Here is an 18577-nt window from a genome sequence, read left to right as displayed (position 1 = left end):
AACTATTTTGACAATTTATACTAGTAATCAACATATATTGATAATATAAGGCTAAGAAAAACCTTATATCATTATAGTATAAAGGAGAATGATATCAATTGAGTATATATGAAGATAAAAGATTAAAGCATTGTGAAAAATTTGAATCAAATGTAATTGAAGATAATTGGGGATTTAGTTATATAGAATCTAATGTGAATTTTAACTCGGTTTCTGTATCTGTTTTACCTAAAAATGCTGTTTGGGAGGATATGGAGGGGTTTGTTGATAGAAAGTATGGTCCGTTTGGATATTCTATCAGAAATGAAAATGATGAAATTATAGCTAGCTTAATATTTTACTTCTCATATAGTTGTAAAGGGACATTTAATGGAAAGGGTAGTTATTTAGCAGATGCAACTGTTTCACCTAAAATAATTTCTGCAAGTCCTGGATATTATTTGGACTGTAATGTAACTGCAAGTGAACCTAAAAATTATGGAACTAAAGAAAACCCAGCACCTGGGGTTACATTAAGATTGCAAGTGAAAATTTCAAGTTATAGAGATTTAACAAATTGTAATGTATGCGGAACGTCAAAATTAGAAAATATGGATAACGAATCAATTTGTACAAATCAAAATGAAATTGATTGTAATAAAAGTAACAATTTAAATTTTATATATCCACATTGTAGTTGTGATGGACTAAACTCGATAGAGTTTTTTGCAATTGCTACAGTAAGAGGAGATGGTCAAGTGAACTTAATTTCAGCTCAATGTTATTAATTTATACCGTTTAAATAAACTAAAATTTATGTAATAATATACTTATATAAATGCAGCAGGGGGTAACTTATGAAAAAACAAATATATAATAAATTAGATGAGCTCGGTATAGAATATAAAATTTTAGAACATGATGAAGTGTTTACAGCTGATGAATTTTATGCAGTTACAAGGGACATGCCAGGGCATCATTGTAAGAACTTATTTTTAAAAAACTCCAATAAAAGTATTAATTTTTTAGTAGTAGCAAAACACGATAAAGCTGTAGACTTAAAAGAAATAAAATCACAAATTAGAAGTAGTAGACTTTCATTTGATTCACCTGAAAAATTGTATGAATTAATGAAGGTAACACCTGGTAGTGTAAATCCATTTAGTATTATAAATGATGAAGATAGTGTAGTAGAAGTTATAGTAGATAATGATTTATTAGATGGTCAAAATCTTAATTTTCATCCAGCTATAAATACGGAAACCTTTAATATATCAGGAGACGATTTTATTAAGTTTTTAGATTATATAGAGAATAAAGTTGTTAAGATTAGTATATAGAATGAGTTAAGTTGTGCACATAAATAATAAGAGGTGGATAGGGGAATAAGTTCCGTCTATACCATTAAAATTCACATACAATTTATATTAATAAGATAATCTATAAGTTTTATCTTATAAGAGCCAGTTCCTGATATTTTAGCATGAACTGGCTCTTTAAATGTGATTTTATTTGAGAAATATATTTAGTACAGTGTATTTATAATTACATTTTTGTAAGTTAATATGAGAGATTGTAATGGTACGTTTATTGAGCTAAAAAAAGTATAAGTTTATAATAAATACATAATTTATCAATAAATATATAAATAGGAGGTTGGATATATGAAAGTCTTAGAGGTTAGAAATTTAAAAAAATATTATGGACAAGGTGAAAATAAAGTAAAAGCTATAGATAATGTAAGTTTCAACATAAATAAAGGTGAATTTGTAGCAGTTGTAGGTCAATCAGGTTCTGGAAAGTCAACGCTACTTAACTTATTAGGAGGATTAGATAGACCAAGTAGTGGAAGTGTAGTTATAAATGAGAATGAAATATACAAACTAGATGATGATAGATTAAGTATATTTAGAAGAAGAAACATAGGATTTATATTTCAATTTTTCAATTTAATACCAGTTCTAGATGTTGAGGAAAATATAGCATTCCCAACTCTTTTAGATAATGAAAAAGTAGACTCTAAATATTTAGATGAAATAATAAATACATTGGGGCTTAAAAAAAGAAGGAATCATCTACCTTCAGAATTATCAGGAGGTCAACAACAAAGGGTATCTATAGGAAGAGCTCTTATAAATAAACCGGCTATAATACTTGCAGATGAACCAACAGGTAACCTAGATAGTAAAACAACAAAAGAAGTTATAGAGTTGCTTAAATGTACGGCAAAAAAATACAACCAAACACTTATACTTATAACACATGACGAAAAGGTAGCAGAACAAGCTGACAGAGTTATAACTGTATCTGATGGAAAGATAATAGATGATGTATATAATGCATAGGAGGAAAATCAATGATAAATAATTATAAAAGTGTAAGTAATAGATACTTAAAGTATAATAAAAAAAGAACTCAGTTAATTATTATAGGTATAATACTTTCGGTAGCACTTATAAGTTCTATTGGTACATTTATTATTACACTTCAGAATAGTATTGTTCAAAATGAGATGAATTTAACTGGGAACTACCATTTAACACTAAGTAATACAGATAAAGAAAAATTTGAAAAGATAAAGAATAATCCGCAAATAGAGTTTATATCACCAGAAAAGGAAATGGTATATGATAACTTTGCAGGAGATAAGAAAATAGATGTAAAATCAGGGAATAAAAATTTATTTAATATAGAAAATATCAAAATTAAAGATGGAAGATTACCAGAAAAAAGTAATGAAATAGTTATAGAAAACTGGGTGTTAAAATATTTTGAAAATCCAGTTAATATAGGTGATAAATTAAAGATAGACAATAAAGAGTATACTTTAGTAGGTATAGCAAGTGATAAGCGTGAATCTAAAGCAAATGGAGTAACTAATGGGTATACCTTAGATAATAATTTAGAAAAAGATATAAAAAACTTACCGATATATATAAAAATAAAGGATAATGCAAATAAAAGGGAGGTTATAGATGATATTACTAAATTAGTAGGTAAAAATAATATAGTAGAAAATGAAACATTACTAAGGCTTACAGGAGATAGTAAAGACAAAAGCATGAATGTTGCCTTATTTGGTATAGTATCTGTAGTTGTAGGAATAGTAGTAATAGCTACTATCATGCTTATATATAATGCATTTAATATAAGTATAGCTGAAAGGCTGAAACAATTTGGGCAATTAAAAGCTATGGGAGCAACTAAAAAACAAATAAAAACATTAGTATTAAGAGAAGCAACTACAATGATAGTAATAGCTATTCCTATAGGTGTATTTTTAGGAACAATATCTATATTTGCTATTCTAGGTATGTTTAAACTTAGTACGGGTCAAGAGGATATAAATTTTATAATATCTCCTATGGTGATAATAGGTAGTATGCTTCTAGGGGCTATATCAGTTTATATATCAGCTTTATTACCAGCAATAAAAGTATCAAAAATATCACCTTTAGTAGCAATAAGTTCTAGCAACTTAATAACTAAAGAAAAAATAAAAAAATCAAGAAGAAAATCTAGGTTAAATAAGATATTAAAAGTAAATCACATAATGGCTATAAAAAATATAAGAAGAAATAAAAAGAGATTTTATATAACATCAATGTCGATGGCTATGAGTGTAACTTTATTTATATCATTTATAAGTTTTGCTAAATATGCTGGAAACTTTACTGATAAAATTACAGAAGAAAATAAGATGAGTTTTAGAATAGTGCAAAATAATGAGGGAATTGGAAAATACTCTATAGATGATAATATGCTTAAAAGTACAGAAACATTAAGTGATATAGGGAATATATACTCTAGTTATACACCTATAAAATTAAAGGCGATAGTAGATGAATCTGTTATTCCTAAGATAGTTAAAGATCAAAATTATAGTTTTATAAAAAATGTTAAATATGATAAGGAGGACTATAAATATTTATCTGTATTAATGAATGCCTTTGATAACAATAAACTAGAGACTTTAAAGCCTTATATATCTAATGGAAGCATAGATAATTTAAAAGAAAATGAGATAATAGTTATTAAAAATGAAAAAATGCCAAAGGGAGTATTATCTCCTGTAATGAATTTAAAGGTTGGAGATGAAATAAAGATAGACCCTAATTATTTCTATAAAGAGGAAAGATTAACACCAGAACAGTATGTTAATGGTGTAAAACCTAAAGTAGAGGAAAATGCAAAAGAAAGTTATGATGAAGACCAGCTAATAACACTTAAGGTAGGTGCGGTTATAGATGATGCCCCTTATGATTTAGGAACAAGTGGAATACAAAAGGTAATATTACCTACTGAAAATTTAAAGAGCATTATAAAAAATAATGATGTTGCTAAGGGGCAATTCGACAGAGAGTCTATAGATATTAAATGTGCTGATGGAAATGTGGATAAAGTAGAAAAAGAGTTAAATAAATTTATAAAAACATATCCTAATTTTAATGTTATAAATGTGGAAGATTTAAATAAAAGCGTAATGGTAAGTAACTTACTTCCAATAATATTACTTTTAGGATTTACGGTAGTTATAACATTGATAAGTAGTATAAATATAGTGAATACTATATCTACTAATATAACGATAAGAAGAAAAGAGTTAGCATCTCTAAAAGCAATAGGCATGACATCAAAAGAGTTAAAATCTATGATTTGTTTAGAAGGAATGTGCTTTGGAATATATGGTGGTATATTAGGAAGTATAGTAGGAACTATATTATCATATATAATTTATTTAAGATTTACAGAACTTAAAGGATTTGAATATAATATACCTTATATAGAAATTATAGTAGCTATAGTAGGAGTTATTGTAATAGGATATGTATCTGCATTAATTCCGATGAAAAAATTAAGAAAAAGTAATATAATAGAAACTATTAAGGCAAATTAATAAAAAACCATGAGTTATTCTCATGGTTTTTTGAATATACTTTGGAGGTAAATATGAAAAAAATATTATTGGTAGAAGATGATGAAGCTTTAGCTATGGGAACAGAATATTCACTTATAGAAGAAGGGTTTGAAGTTAAAGTAGTAGGGAGTGTAGAAGATGCCAAAAGTGAAATAGAAAATAATAATTATGATTTAGCGATACTTGATATAAACTTACCAGATGGAACTGGATATGATGTTTGTAAATTTATAAGAAAAAATAAGGACATGTCTATAATATTCTTAACAGCATTAGATGAAGAAGTAAATATTGTATTAGGACTGGATATAGGAGCAGACGATTATATAACAAAGCCATTTAGAATAAGAGAACTACTATCAAGAATAAAGGCGGTACTTAGAAGAAGTAATAAATATAATTCAGTTAAAAGATACCTAAAAAGTAAAGATATAATTGTAGATACTTTTAGCATAAATATAAAAAAGAATAGACAGGAAATCCTTTTAACAACACAAGAATACAAACTGTTACTTAGTTTTATGAAAAATCCGAATCAATTTTTAAGCAGAGATGATTTGTTAGAAGCGGTGTTCAAGAAAGATTATTGTTATGTAGATGACAATACAATATCTGTTTATATAAAAAGACTTAGAGATAAAATTGAAGACAATCCTAAAGAACCAAAATACATAGTTAATAAAAGAGGCATGGGTTATAAATGGAATATGGAAGTAGAGGAAGTGATGTAGTTGGAATTATACAGAAATAGTGAAATAAAGAAAACTTTAATAATAATAGTTATAACTAACTTAATAACATTTGCAATTTTAGCTTTAGTATTTTTTATTTCATATGATAAGTTAAAGATTGATTATATAGAAAATAAAGCATATACAATAGGTTATCTAAGTAGTAAATATCCAAATCTTGAAAATGAAATAGTAAGTTTAAGTTTTAGTAATGTTAATAAAAAGGATTTAGATTATGGACTAGATATAATAAAAGATTATGGATACAGTACCGATTTAAATATGAAATTTATTGGGAATTTTAATAATATATTTGTTATAACTTTTGTATTTATAGGTATTGCAATGTTAGTGCTTACAGGTATACATATAAAAATAAATAATAGCTATCATAAAAGAGTATATATCAAATTAAATAAATTGACCCAAGCATCTAAGGAAATTTTAGCTAGTAATTATGATGTAGATATAGATGAGTATAAAGAAGGTGAGTTTTCAAAAATTTCTTATGCTTTTGTACAAATGAGAGATGTAATCAAAAATCAAATGAATATTATAAACCAAGAAAAAGAGTTTTTGGTTAGAATAATGTCTGATATATCGCATCAACTAAAAACTCCATTGGCATCTACTATGATGTTTAATGAAATTATGCTTAATAAAAATTTAGATGAAGCACAAAGAAATAAGTTTTTGAAAGAAAGTGAAACTCAATTAGAACGCATGGAATGGATGATAAAATCTTTATTGAACTTGAGTAAAATAGATGCTAAGGCAATTGAGTTTAGGAAAAATGAAATAAATTTAAATTTAGTGGTAAAGGAAGTTTTAGCTAGCTTATATATGTTATCTAAAAAAAATAATGTAGAAATGGTATTTGAAGAATATGATAAAGCTATCATTTATGCAGATGGAGAGTGGATAAAAGAAGCTTTAATGAATATTGTTAAAAATAGTATAGAACATTCTAGAGATAGTAGTGTTAGGGTGAGCATAGAGAAAAGTAAAGTATTTACGAAGGTAATTATAAAAGATAGTGGACAAGGAATAAAGAAAGAGGATTTACCTAATATTTTTAATAGATTTTATAAAAGTAATAAGCCTAACTCTGTTGGAATAGGTCTTTCACTTAGTAAATCAATAGTAGAGTCTAATAATGGTTATATAGAGGTGAGTAGTGAGCTAGGTGTTGGAAGTCAATTTAGAGTTATATTTTATTAGAGGAGTAGTTTAAGAGACATAATTTATAGCATTTTATAGAATACTGATTTTATAAATATATACGAGAATGTGATAAATATATATACTTAAATTCGTGGGTATTGTTTTTGCGATTCATCTCCACCATTGAAATCCACGAACACTTATATCCTTCGGGTATAAGTGTTTTTAATATGCTTAGAATCTAAGTGGAAAATTATATGAGATTTTAAGCATATAACAAAGAAAATCACAAGGGTAAAATAATATATAAAATATAAATACTATCCATTTCAATTTCTCTATTTTTAAAGAGGCTATTTTTTAAGAATAGAATTAATAATTTATATAAGAAAATTATTATAAAAATAAGATGAAATTTAATTACTATAATTATATTATTTAAAAATCTATTAAGAACATACTAGATAAATATTGAATTAGGTTTTGTTTAGTTAAAATATTAAGGAGATGTTACATGAAAATATATGAAGGATTAGGTTTGCAGGAAGAGTATGATATAATAAATTCGTATTATGAAATTGGAGAGATAGATTATAATGATAGAGATATCTCATTTAGAATATAAATTATCTTATAGAGGAAAACTTTATTCAAGAGCAACTTAAGGAGGGAATTCATTGGATAAAAAAGTTGTAAAGTTAGATTTAGCATTAATGCTTAATAGCGCACTTATGGGTGCATTTGTAGGTATTTTAACATGGATGTTTTTAGGAATTGTAAATGTAGGTATACACTTTATATGGCGCACTTTAAAAGATTTTTTAAATATAAAATATTGGACTTTAATAGTTGCAAGTATAGGTGGTATATTAGTCGGAATAACGCAAAAACATTTTGGAGAATACCCAAAATATATGGATCAAACTTTAGAAGAGTTTAAGAAAAATAAAAGAGTAGAGTATAAATCGTTAAAATATTCTATTATAAACTCATTAACAATACTATTCTTTGGTGCAAGCGTTGGACCAGAAGCTGCACTATCAGGCATTGCAGGAGGTATAATTACCTTTGTTGGAGATAAAATGAAAGAACGATTTAAGAAAAAGAACGTTGTTAATCAGTATTCAGATGAACTAATAGAATATAGTATGCAAGTTAGTACAGGACTTGTATTTAGGGCGCCTTTATTTGGAATATATACACTAAGTGAAAAAAGTTCAGAAAATAGACATATAATAAAGAAAATAAAAGTAATTGTTTATACTGTAACGACAATAGCTGGTTTTTTAGTATTTATACTATTATCAAAACTTGATAATAGACCTTCATTTATAGTTAAATTTGGACAAAGTAATATTGGGTTGAAAGAAATTATTTGGTTTATACCATTAATTATTATAGCCATGTTACTTGCATATATATACAAAATGTACGCTTTAGCACTACATAGGATATTAAAGCCTATTGAAAATAAAAAAATACTAAAAGGAATAATTGGAGGATTAGGAATAGGTATATTAGGGACTGTTTTCCCATGGATATTATTTTCTGGAGAACATGGATTAAGAGAGCTAGTTGTTGAGTGGAATAACATATCTGCTTATATGCTTATTTTATTATCATTAGTAAAACTTTTATTGACAGAAATATGTTTATCAACGGGGCATAGAGGCGGACATATATTTCCCTTGATATTTTCTGGGAGCTGTCTAGCTTATGGAGTATCTAAGTTATTTTCTATAGATCCAGTTTTTTGCTTGGCTATAATAGTTACAGGTCTTGCAAGTAAGGCCATAGGAAATATGTTTGTAGCTATATTTTTATTGATATTTTTCTTTCCAATTAATACTATATTGCCAATGGTATTATCCGCAGCTATAGGTAAAATGATTAATGATATTGAAACTAAATTAGTATATAAAAATCAAAGTATTAAGAAATAAATCGTGGATTTTATTCCTGTGATTCGTTTCCACCATTGAAATCCACGATAGATATATGGTGGATTTTTACTTTATATATACAAATCCATTATAGAATTATTTACACGGCTGATTGTTTGAATAACTAAAAAAGAGCTACCACTAACAGATTTTTAAGCTGTTGAGACAGTAGCACTTTTTAATTTATTACTTTGTGTAATTATCGAAATAACCTTGGATGAATATAATAGGAGTTCCCTTATCTCCACTTCCTGAAGTTAAGTCAGATAATGATCCTATAAGGTCAGTAAGTCTTCTTGGAGTAGTACCTTGTGATTCCATAGATCCAACTAAATCTGATTCCTTATTTTTTATATATTCTGATATTGCCTTCTTAAGCTCTTCACCATCTAAATGAGAGAAGTTATTATCAGCAAGATACTTTAATTTTATTTCATTTGGAGTACCATTTAAGCCTGATGTAAAGGCAGGTGAAACAACTGGGTCAGCAAGTTCCCAAATATTACCAACTGGATCTTTGAAAGCTCCATCTCCATAAATCATAACCTCAACATCTCTTCCTGTCTTCTCTTTAAGAATAGATTGTATATTATCAACTATAGGTTGACAGTTACGAGGGAAAAGCTTAACTGTTTCCTCTGTTGATTTGTTTGAACCTAATAATCCATAAGTTTCATTACATCCACTTCCATCAATAGATTCACATAATATATTATCAAGGCCATAAATCTTTTCTCCACCATTTGCTTTTAAAATTTTCTTAGTTCTAAATCTTGTATGAATATCACAAGTAAGAACACTTTTTGTATAATTTAAGATAGTTTTAGGATTGTTCGAGAATATTACTTCACACTCAACACCATATTCTTCTACTAAAGATTTATAATAATCAATGTAATCGACACCTGTGAAAGTATGCTTATTATACCCAAATAGATTACGGAATTCTTGCTCTGTTAAAACATCTGCCCAAGGGTTAACGCCCTTATCATCTAACACATCTAAATCAACTAGCTGATTTCCAACTTCATCAGATGGGTAGCTTAACATTAATACTATTTTCTTAGCTCCCTTTGCTATACCACGAAGGCAGATTGCAAAACGGTTACGACTTAAGATAGGGAATATTACACCAATAGTATCGTCGCCAAATTTAGATTTAACATCCTTAGCGATATTATCTATAGAAGCATAATTTCCTTGAGCACGTGCAACTACTGATTCAGTTACAGTGACTATGTCCTTATCATTTATAGTAAAACCTTCAACTTCTGAAGCTTTAAGTACACTTTCTACAACTATATCCTCGATTTTATCGCCCTCTTTAATGATTGGACAACGAAGTCCCCTAACAACTGTACCAATAACTCTTTCCAAAATAATCTCTCCTAACAATTTAAATTTGATTTCAAATACTTTCTACTATTGTAATATACACCAATAAATGGTATAAGTAAAATAAATAGAATGAATACATGATATAAGGAGTACTTATATGGTTACTAAATTAGATTTATATAAGGTGTTTTGTCAGGTAGGAAAAAGTAAAAGCTTTTCAAAGGCATCAAAAGAGCTTTACATGACGCAGCCAGCAGTGAGCCAAGCGATAATGCAATTAGAGCGAGAACTAGATATTAGACTTTTTAACAGAACACCTAAGGGAGTATCATTAACTAATGAGGGGAAACTTTTATTTGAATATGTAAATTCAGCAATTAATTTAATCAATGTAGGAGAAGAAAAAATATTAGAATTTAAAGATTTAACTGCGGGAGAGCTAAAGATTGGAGTAGGAGATACTATATCTAGGTATTTTTTACTTCCATATTTAGAGTTCTTTCATAATAGGTATCCTAATCTTAAGTTTAAGATTATAAATGGTACTACCTCAGCACTTTGCGCCTTAATTAAGTCAGGAGAAATCGATATTGCAATCTGTAATTTTCCAATTGATGATAATTCATTAGAATTAATACCTTGTGGAGAGGTTAGAGATATTTTTGTTTGTGGAGAGAAATATAAGGATTTGTCAACCGCGAAAATTTCATTAGAAGAAATAGTAAAATATCCTTTAATATTCCTAGAACCTAATTCAAATTCTAGAAAGTATGTAGAAAAGTTCATGTTATCCAAGGGGATAAAAATCTCTCCAGATTTTGAACTTGGATCTTTTGATTTACTATTGGAGTTTGCAAAGATAAACTTAGGTATTGCTTGTGTAGTAAAGGAGTTCTCAGAAGATTATTTAGAAAAGGGAGTATTATATGAGGTTAATATTTTAAAAGAAATACCCAGTAGAAGCATTGGTGTTTGTTATTTAAAGAGTGTTCCACTTTCATTAGCTTCTACAAAATTTGTTGAGATATTATCCTCTGATAACCCTTCACTAAAAATTAAATAAAGTATGCGTTTATTATATTTAGATTAGAGAGATAGAGTCTATGTTAATAGTAGTAGGCTGTTGTGGAGAAGGATTGTTAGGCAGGGAATAAAAAAGGATTGACTTAATATTCAATCCTTTTTTATTTACTATATTTAATATAATTATATAAATTCATCTACCATAAAAAATGAATTTAAATGTTTTTTTAACTTCATTGCATTGTATATAAATGGAAAGTGAAGCTTCTGAGTTTGATTGTCATGGGTTAGAGATAGATTTTCCTATAGTTATATTTGGTGGAGATTATTTATAGGATTTTATTGACTTTGAATATTTTTATTAAGGTATTTTACGTTGCAAAGTTTTATTCTTCAATAAATTTCATCAATTCTTCATTAAATTTCTCTCGTTGATCATAGAAAGATGCATGACCGCTAAATTCAAATGGCATAAGCTTTGAATTTTTAATATATTGATTTTGTATTTTAGCTAGTGGAAATGGAACAACTTTGTCATGAATTCCATGAATAATTAAAGTTGGAACACTTATTGTTTCTAAGTCAGAAAACAGTGATTCCTCTATCCAAGTATTTGCGATAGCTGCAGTTGACCAACCAGCCGCCTGTAAGCCTAATTGAAGGAACCAATCAGAGAATGGTTCAGTTATATGTTGAAAGAAAAAAATATCACCGAAATCACTCAGCATTTTAGGTCGATCAGTGTATGTTCCCTCAATTATTTTGATTACGGCATCTTCTTCTAAACCATATGGGAAATTTGGACGTTTGATAAGGCTAGGAGCTGCTGCTGCAAAAAGAGAAAGTTTAGATACTCCATATCCTTTATGGCGAGACATGTATCGAATAGCTATAGCCCCTCCAGTCGAATGACCTGCCAGTGTGAAATCATGTAAATTTAAAGCATTAACTACACATCTAACATCGTCTGATAATCTATCATAGTCGTAACCTTCATAAGGCTTATCTGATTTACCAAATCCTCTCATGTCTATACCAATACATCGGTATCCCATTTTTGGAAGATAATTAAACTGATATTCAAATAAATTATGATTCCCAGGCCACCCATGTAGAAATAAGATTGTTTTATTGCCGCCTGGGTTAAGATCCTCTACATAAACTTTTACCTTTGACTCTACTTTAACATAATATCCCATACAAACACCTCCATTAATGAAAATCATTTATTAATAGGTTATTCCTCTAGACATAAGTATGTGAGTTGTCTGTTTCTTGTTTATATGAGTTTCTTATGGAATTAAACCACACTACATTCATAGATATTTATCCAAACTGCTTGTGATAACAATATAAAACTACAAACCCATACAGCCTTAGTACTTATAGCAATAGATATTAGAGTACCTGGAATAGCTCCTAATGCAAAAGAAAAAGTAAGACATGTAAAAATAATTAACTTTCTTATGGAATCTTTACTTTTTTCATCTGATGCATTATATAACAATTGACCAACATTTCTAATATTTCCTGTACATATAGTTGTGTTGAATGCAATACCAATGCAGTCTCTAAATAAACACAGCTGATATCCCATGAAAAAAGAAACCAAATTAGTAACAATAATATCTGGGAAAGAAGTAGGTAGAAGCCCTATAAAGAACAATGCGATTGTTTCTAAAACTAGAGCTAGCTTTCTCCAATCTCCTCTGAATTTATGTCGGATAAGGAGGGTTCTAATTAGCTCACTAAATGTAGCACCTAATATACAAGCAACAATTGGAATAAAGTAGCTTAGTGCATCTTGCCACTGACCAAGTGCGATGTTAATTCCTAATTTAGACATATTAGCAGTGTGCATGTTGGATAATATATTATGTCTTGTAATGTAGGTATATCCATTCATATAACCTCCAACAATGGTTATTATCATCATAAACATAGGCCTTTCCCAAGGAGGGGCCTTCTTTTTTATCTGATTTTTATCATCCATATAACATCACCTCTTATATATGAACATTACTATTAATGACTTATGTAGTATGTCCTAAATTAGGATATTTTTTCAATATTAGGAAAAGAATTTGAATCGTGAGTACTATCTCTGCGATTCGGCTCCACCATTGAAATCCATGAAAAGGTATTGATTTTTAGTCAATACCTTTTTATTTTATTAAAATAGATTTATTGAATCCATTTTTCAGGAAAATTCATATACTCTTGGAACTTTTCTAGAAATAATCCAACGTGATATCCATCTGCTATAGCATGATGGACTGTAATAGAAAGAGGCATTACCTTCCTATCATTCTTTTCAAAAAACTTTCCAGCTTGGATAACTGGGAAAAAATTATTCATTGGTGCATATGGGATGGGAGTATAACTTGAAAATTCTATCCATGGCAACATACCTATCATACAACTATTCTGAGTAGGAATTTCAGGTTTGGCCATAACACCATGATTAGCAGAGTATTTATTTTGATCAGTTATATAATTATTATAGAAAATTTCAAAATTAGAATCATATTCTGTTCACATATTTGATATAGATAAATCTACTAATAAAGTATACTGTAATTTCTAGAAGCTCAGAGTAAATGATTCGTAGAGTACAACTCTACGGAACGTTTATTGTTTACATGGAACGAATAGTATAAATTAATAAGGGTAGTGACAAGAAGTATATATAAATAACTATTTAAAAGTATAGATGTGATTAGACAGCAATAAAAAATATTAATAAGAAAGGTGAAAATTAATTATGGATAGAGCAAGAAAAAAAGAATTATTACAACAGTTTAAAGAGATGAAACCAGAGATGGGTGTATATATGTTTAAATCAATAAATACAAATACTGTTTATTTAGGTTGTGATAAAAATATAAAGGCAACTATAAATGGAGATAGATTTAAATTAAATTCAAAAAATCATAGATGCAAAAAATTACAAAAAGATTGGAATGAAAACAAAGAAGAAAATTTTGAAATAAAGATGGTAGAGGTACTTCCTTATGATAAAGATGAAAGCAAAGTAGATTATAGTGAAGATTTAAAAATACTATTAGAAATATGTAAAGATAGATTTATAGAAGAAAATGTGGAGGAAATATAGAAATGGAATTCAAACCAGTTATAACATGTGACAATTACAAAAAAATAGATGGATACAGAGCTCCTAGCTCAGATATAGAAAAAGTAGATATGGGAGTTAAGGAAAATATAGATAATAATAGACTTGAAATAATAGCAAGACTTTTAAAAGCAGATGGTAAATTTGATGAAATACCTGTAAATAGAATTTTAGATATGGCTATTTTACTGTGTGAAGCTAGTTTATATTTTAAAGAGGCTTATAGAATGCCTAAATTTTATGATGAAAATAATTTGACTATTAGCCGTGTTGGACTTCAAGGTGATGCTATGAATATTAAAATATGCGAAGATAATAAAAACTTAGACAAAGATATAATTACTTTGGCAGATGAACTTACTAATCAGGGTGAATTGCTAGGAGAAAGATTTAGCGTACTTGCAGAAATATTAGCGGAATTAGGCTATTAAACAGAAAAGGAGAATATTTATGAGAAAGATAAGCAGCATATCTTCTATTTGGGGAAGAGACTATAAACTTGAAGAAAAACCATTTGATGCTTTAAATAGTAAAAATGTTAACACTTCAAGTAAATATTCTCCAGATGGAGGATTTGGGAAAGGACAATCATTTTTAATTGATTCCATAATAGAAGCAACACATAAATATATAGATTTGATTGATAATGAAAATGATATAGGGTCTATTGGAATACTTGATGACAGTATATGTGCAGAATTACAGAGTAAAAATGAAAATATAGTACAAATTTTATTTTACAATAAAGTTAGTGGAAGATGTTCAGCATGTAATTATGATATAAAAAATAAAATATGTAATGAATATAAATTAAGAAGCCATAGAAACTCTAAAGGAGAAAAAGGAAGTATATTATTCTTTGCTATGATGATAGAAATATTGAAAGATAATGAAGCTTTAAGCGTATTTAATGAGTACAAACTTCATATAGAAGAGAGTGAGGAATTAGATGAATTATCAAGAAAATTAATGGCAACTTTCTGTGATAATGTATACCGTAGGATATTGAAAGGTGATTTAAAGTTACTTGTGCCAGATGAATCACCTCTAGAAAAAATAAATCTAGAAGATATACAAAGTAAAAAAATTGCATATACAAAATTATTAAATGGTAAGTTTAAAATAGTTGAAGAAATAAAGAATGAGAAAAAGCAAATCGAAAATTTAACGATAGAACAAGGGGAATTTGCATTAAATTTATCTAGAAAATTAACTGATTATGAAAAAAGCCAAATTATAAAATTACCAAATTCCCATAGAGTATCAAAAATTGAAAGAAGAATATGTAAAGAAATTAAACGCAATTGGGATAAAGGTGATATGAAGATATCAAATATTCTTCTTGAAGGTGATGCAGGTTCTGGAAAAACTCAAATGGCGAAAGCATTATCTTGTAATTTGGGACTACCTTACACCAAGATAACTTGTTTTTCAGATATGGATAAGTCAGACGTGCTAGGTTCTATACTTCCTGTTGCCGATGATGAAAACAATGATTCTAATAAAGATATCGAGTATAAGTACTTTCCTTCAGAAATAGTAAAAGCATTTACAGAAGGTTACTTATTAGAAATACAAGAGCCTACTGTAATCCGTGATGCAGCTGTATTAATGATACTAAACTCAGCGTTAGAGCCAGATGGGACTATAAATTTACCGACGGGGGTTGTTCATAGGCATCCAGATTTCGTAGCTGTAATTACAACTAATAGAAATTACATTGGATGTAGACCTCTTAATGAAGCACTAAGAGATAGAATACAGCATTCAGAAAAAATGGATTTACCAGAAAGAGAAGCTATGATAGAAAGAGCAATAGCAAAGACAGGATTTGATAATGTGGAGTTAGTTTCCAAATTAGTTGATGCTATTATAGCTCTAGATGAGTGTGCAATAGCCAATGCCATACGTGGAGTGGCAGGAATGCGTTCATTATTTTTCTGGGTGGATGCTATAAAAAATGGAGAAGACATACGAGAATCTATGTATTACAAGGTATTATATAAAATAACTACAAACCCTGATGAAATAAGAATACTGGAGGAATCCGTTGAAAATAATACTTCTTTATTTATTGAAACTCAAAGCAAGAGGTAAATTCTATGGATTTAGATAGTATTATAAAATCAATAAGAGAAAACAAACTAGATTTAGATGATAAGGGTATTTTAAAATCTAAAGAGTTTGAAGAATATCTAAAGAGTATATCAAACAAGTTGTATGAAAAATACGATTTAAATCAAGATAAACTAAAATTCCTATTTGATAAAAATATCGATGATGTATCTTATATAAAGAGAGATACTATTTATATAAATTTATATTCAAATAGTATAAGTGAAGGTGATAAATTTAAATTGATATTAGGATATTACGCTCATGAGATAGGGCATAGATTATTTACAGATTTTACATTAAGAGATATTTATGAGCAGTCTATTCTAAGTGGAACTTTACGTGTAGATTCGATAGAATTTGATGATGAAGAGTCCAATGAAAATATAATTAAAATGCAAAGCTATATAAATAATCCCAAGAAATCAGGAAAGTTATGCTCTTTATTACTTTTTATATACGATATTATTGAGGATAGTAGAGTGGAGGAATCTATATATAAATATTTATATAACTATGGTCGGTTAATTGATGGACTTAATGAATTGAGAGATGCTCAATATAAGAGTATTAAAAATTTCAAAGTAGATTTGATTGATAATAAGCGATTCAATGCTTTAATAAATCAAATAATTTGTTATATTAAATTTAGAAAATTTAAAGATATATCAGATTATGATATAAAAAATATTGAGAAAATCAAAAAAGAAATAGATGAATCTATTTATGAAGAAGATGGAATTAAAGTAATAGATAGAGTTAATAAGATAAATATTTTTATGTGGGATGAAATAGAAGAATACTTACAAGAATTTGATGATGTATACAAAGGGGAGCTAGATAATATAAATCCAATAAAATCACTGGAAATAGAAAAAAATCTTGATGAAAATAGCCAAGCAACATCAAGTATAGGACAGACTCATACAAGGGGGGAAATAGGTAAAACTATAAAAAGCAACAACGATATAAAAGAACAACCTAAGAAGGAGCTAGTTAAATCAGAAAATGAAGATACTATGGAAATTAATTCTGATAAAAATAGCTCCTATAAAAGTACTATGGTAAGAGATAAAGATGTATTGAAGCTAAGGAAGTCTAGCAACGAAGATAGTACAAGTGATGACTCTATAAGTAAAGAAAATGAAGAATTATTTGATGGAGTGTATAATAATAAAAATTCCTTTGGAAAAGGAATAATGAAATTAAGAAATATAAAAGAAAGTAACGATGAACAGTCAAATGATTCAAATCTAGTTTTATATGGAGATATTCATAAGAATATTAGAATAAAAGTTCATAGACCTGAATTTACTTATGAAGATAAATTAAATTATAAACAAGATAGCAAAAAATATATTAAAGCAGCCAATGAGCTAGCTAATCAAGTGTTGCCATTCCTTAAAAATGAAGTATCTAGTGAGTATAGTAGAAATAGATACTATGGTAATAAATTTGAGGCTTCAAATGTAGCAAAAAAAGACTATAGATATTTTAGTAAAAAAAATCCACCCAATGAATCACCATCAATGGCAGTAGCTCTTAGAATAGATGAATCTGGCTCTATGAAAGCCAATAATCGTATTGAAGTGGCGCGTGCAACTGCTATTTTAATTTGGGAATTTTGCAAAAAATGTGATATACCTATAGGTATTTATGGAGATACAGCGGATATAAGTGATAGAGAAGATGTATCAATATATTCATATTCTGATTTTGATAATCAAGATAAAGATAATTGTTATAGAATGATGCAAATAAGTGCGAAAAGTAATAATAGAGATGGAGTACCGATAAAATATGCGTCAGAAAAGTTATTAAAAGTTGATGCTGACATTAAAGTTCTGTTTATAATAAGTGATGGTAAGCCTCTTGCAAAGCCAAATTACAAAGATGAATTAGCTAAAGAGGATTTAAGAAGTATTATATCAGAATACTCAAGAAAAGGGATACATTTATTTGTATTTGCCATTGGAAATGATAGAGATGTGATCAAAGATATTTATGGCGAAAATAGATTTCTGGATATATCTAATATAAATACATTACCTAATAGGATTTCTATTATATTAAAGAATTTATTATAGTTAAAAATAGAATGATTATATAAGGAGTAATTTAATATATGAATATAATCGTGTATATGATTTATGTGATTCGTCTCCACACTTGAAATCCACGAAAAATATAAGAGAACTGTTAAGTTTATAGTCTAGCAGTTCTTTTTATATTA

At 28.0% G+C, this 18577-nt stretch carries 15 protein-coding genes and 1 pseudogene; 12 read left to right on the top strand and 4 right to left on the bottom strand.

The genetic code is table 11. The features are described from left to right. Positions 1 to 98 precede the first annotated feature (98 nt). The 7 genes from VN21_RS00945 (at position 99) to VN21_RS00915 (ending at position 8735) form a co-directional block, all read left to right on the top strand. Positions 99 to 767: a hypothetical protein gene (locus tag VN21_RS00945; RefSeq protein WP_046821613.1), complete on the top strand. Its 669-nt coding sequence runs from the start codon at positions 99 to 101 to the stop codon at positions 765 to 767. A 69-nt stretch (positions 768 to 836) separates the two neighbouring features. Beyond that, the gene (locus tag VN21_RS00940) at positions 837 to 1319 is read left to right on the top strand and encodes a prolyl-tRNA synthetase associated domain-containing protein (protein WP_046821612.1); all 483 of its coding nucleotides are present in this window, start codon (positions 837 to 839) and stop codon (positions 1317 to 1319) included. Positions 1320 to 1643: 324 nt separating this feature from the next. Further along, positions 1644 to 2324 (top strand): ABC transporter ATP-binding protein, encoded by a 681-nt coding sequence (locus tag VN21_RS00935; RefSeq protein WP_046821611.1) that lies wholly within the window; start codon positions 1644 to 1646, stop codon positions 2322 to 2324. 11 nt (positions 2325 to 2335) lie between these two features. Further along, positions 2336 to 4876, top strand: coding sequence for an ABC transporter permease (locus VN21_RS00930; protein ID WP_046821610.1), 2541 nt, complete (start codon positions 2336 to 2338; stop codon positions 4874 to 4876). Between the two features lie 53 nt (positions 4877 to 4929). Beyond that, positions 4930 to 5628 carry a response regulator transcription factor gene (locus VN21_RS00925; RefSeq protein WP_046821609.1) on the top strand — a complete coding sequence of 233 codons (699 nt, stop codon included), beginning with the start codon at positions 4930 to 4932 and terminating at the stop codon, positions 5626 to 5628. Beyond that, positions 5629 to 6849, top strand: a complete 1221-nt coding sequence (locus tag VN21_RS00920; protein WP_046821608.1) for a sensor histidine kinase — start codon at positions 5629 to 5631, stop codon at positions 6847 to 6849. It abuts the gene before it with no gap. Between the two features lie 620 nt (positions 6850 to 7469). Beyond that, the gene (locus VN21_RS00915) at positions 7470 to 8735 is read left to right on the top strand and encodes a chloride channel protein (RefSeq protein WP_052951934.1); all 1266 of its coding nucleotides are present in this window, start codon (positions 7470 to 7472) and stop codon (positions 8733 to 8735) included. Positions 8736 to 8921: 186 nt separating this feature from the next. Here the strand turns inward: VN21_RS00915 and VN21_RS00910 are convergent, their stop codons facing one another. Further along, positions 8922 to 10112: a coenzyme F420-0:L-glutamate ligase gene (locus VN21_RS00910; protein ID WP_046821607.1), complete on the bottom strand. Its 1191-nt coding sequence runs from the start codon at positions 10110 to 10112 to the stop codon at positions 8922 to 8924. Positions 10113 to 10230: 118 nt separating this feature from the next. Here VN21_RS00910 and VN21_RS00905 point away from each other — a divergent pair, with 118 nt between their 5' ends. Then, a complete protein-coding gene (locus VN21_RS00905) occupies positions 10231 to 11136 on the top strand; it encodes a LysR family transcriptional regulator (RefSeq protein ID WP_046821606.1) in 906 nt (301 codons plus the stop codon). Between the two features lie 346 nt (positions 11137 to 11482). Here the strand turns inward: VN21_RS00905 and VN21_RS00900 are convergent, their stop codons facing one another. The 3 genes and pseudogenes from VN21_RS00900 to VN21_RS00890 all read right to left on the bottom strand — a co-directional run. Then, on the bottom strand, positions 11483 to 12295 hold the full coding sequence (locus VN21_RS00900) for an alpha/beta fold hydrolase (RefSeq protein WP_046821605.1): 813 nt from the start codon (positions 12293 to 12295) through the stop codon (positions 11483 to 11485). Between the two features lie 101 nt (positions 12296 to 12396). Further along, positions 12397 to 13089, bottom strand: coding sequence for a YoaK family protein (locus VN21_RS00895; protein ID WP_046821604.1), 693 nt, complete (start codon positions 13087 to 13089; stop codon positions 12397 to 12399). 191 nt (positions 13090 to 13280) lie between these two features. Beyond that, positions 13281 to 13619, bottom strand: a pseudogene (locus tag VN21_RS00890) (CatA-like O-acetyltransferase); the annotation flags it as partial. A gap of 241 nt (positions 13620 to 13860) precedes the next feature. Between VN21_RS00890 and VN21_RS00885 the strand changes: the two are divergent. Genes VN21_RS00885 through VN21_RS18155 form a run of 4 tightly spaced genes read left to right on the top strand, consistent with a single transcriptional unit; the run spans position 13861 to position 18431 of the window. After that, the gene (locus VN21_RS00885) at positions 13861 to 14211 is read left to right on the top strand and encodes a GIY-YIG nuclease family protein (RefSeq protein WP_046821603.1); all 351 of its coding nucleotides are present in this window, start codon (positions 13861 to 13863) and stop codon (positions 14209 to 14211) included. A gap of 2 nt (positions 14212 to 14213) precedes the next feature. Next, complete coding sequence (locus VN21_RS00880) at positions 14214 to 14660, top strand: DUF6530 family protein (protein WP_046821602.1); 447 nt, start codon at positions 14214 to 14216, stop codon at positions 14658 to 14660. 19 nt (positions 14661 to 14679) lie between these two features. Next, the gene (locus VN21_RS00875) at positions 14680 to 16326 is read left to right on the top strand and encodes an AAA family ATPase (RefSeq protein ID WP_226896655.1); all 1647 of its coding nucleotides are present in this window, start codon (positions 14680 to 14682) and stop codon (positions 16324 to 16326) included. A gap of 5 nt (positions 16327 to 16331) precedes the next feature. Continuing rightward, positions 16332 to 18431: a vWA domain-containing protein gene (locus tag VN21_RS18155; RefSeq protein WP_052951932.1), complete on the top strand. Its 2100-nt coding sequence runs from the start codon at positions 16332 to 16334 to the stop codon at positions 18429 to 18431. The last annotated feature ends 146 nt before the right edge of the window (positions 18432 to 18577 follow it).

The sequence above is a fragment of the Paraclostridium benzoelyticum genome, assembly GCF_001006285.1.
In the GTDB taxonomy this organism is placed as follows: domain Bacteria; phylum Bacillota; class Clostridia; order Peptostreptococcales; family Peptostreptococcaceae; genus Paraclostridium; species Paraclostridium benzoelyticum.
Note: the sequence above shows the minus strand (reverse complement) of the source record. Positions and strands in the feature narration are given on the sequence as shown.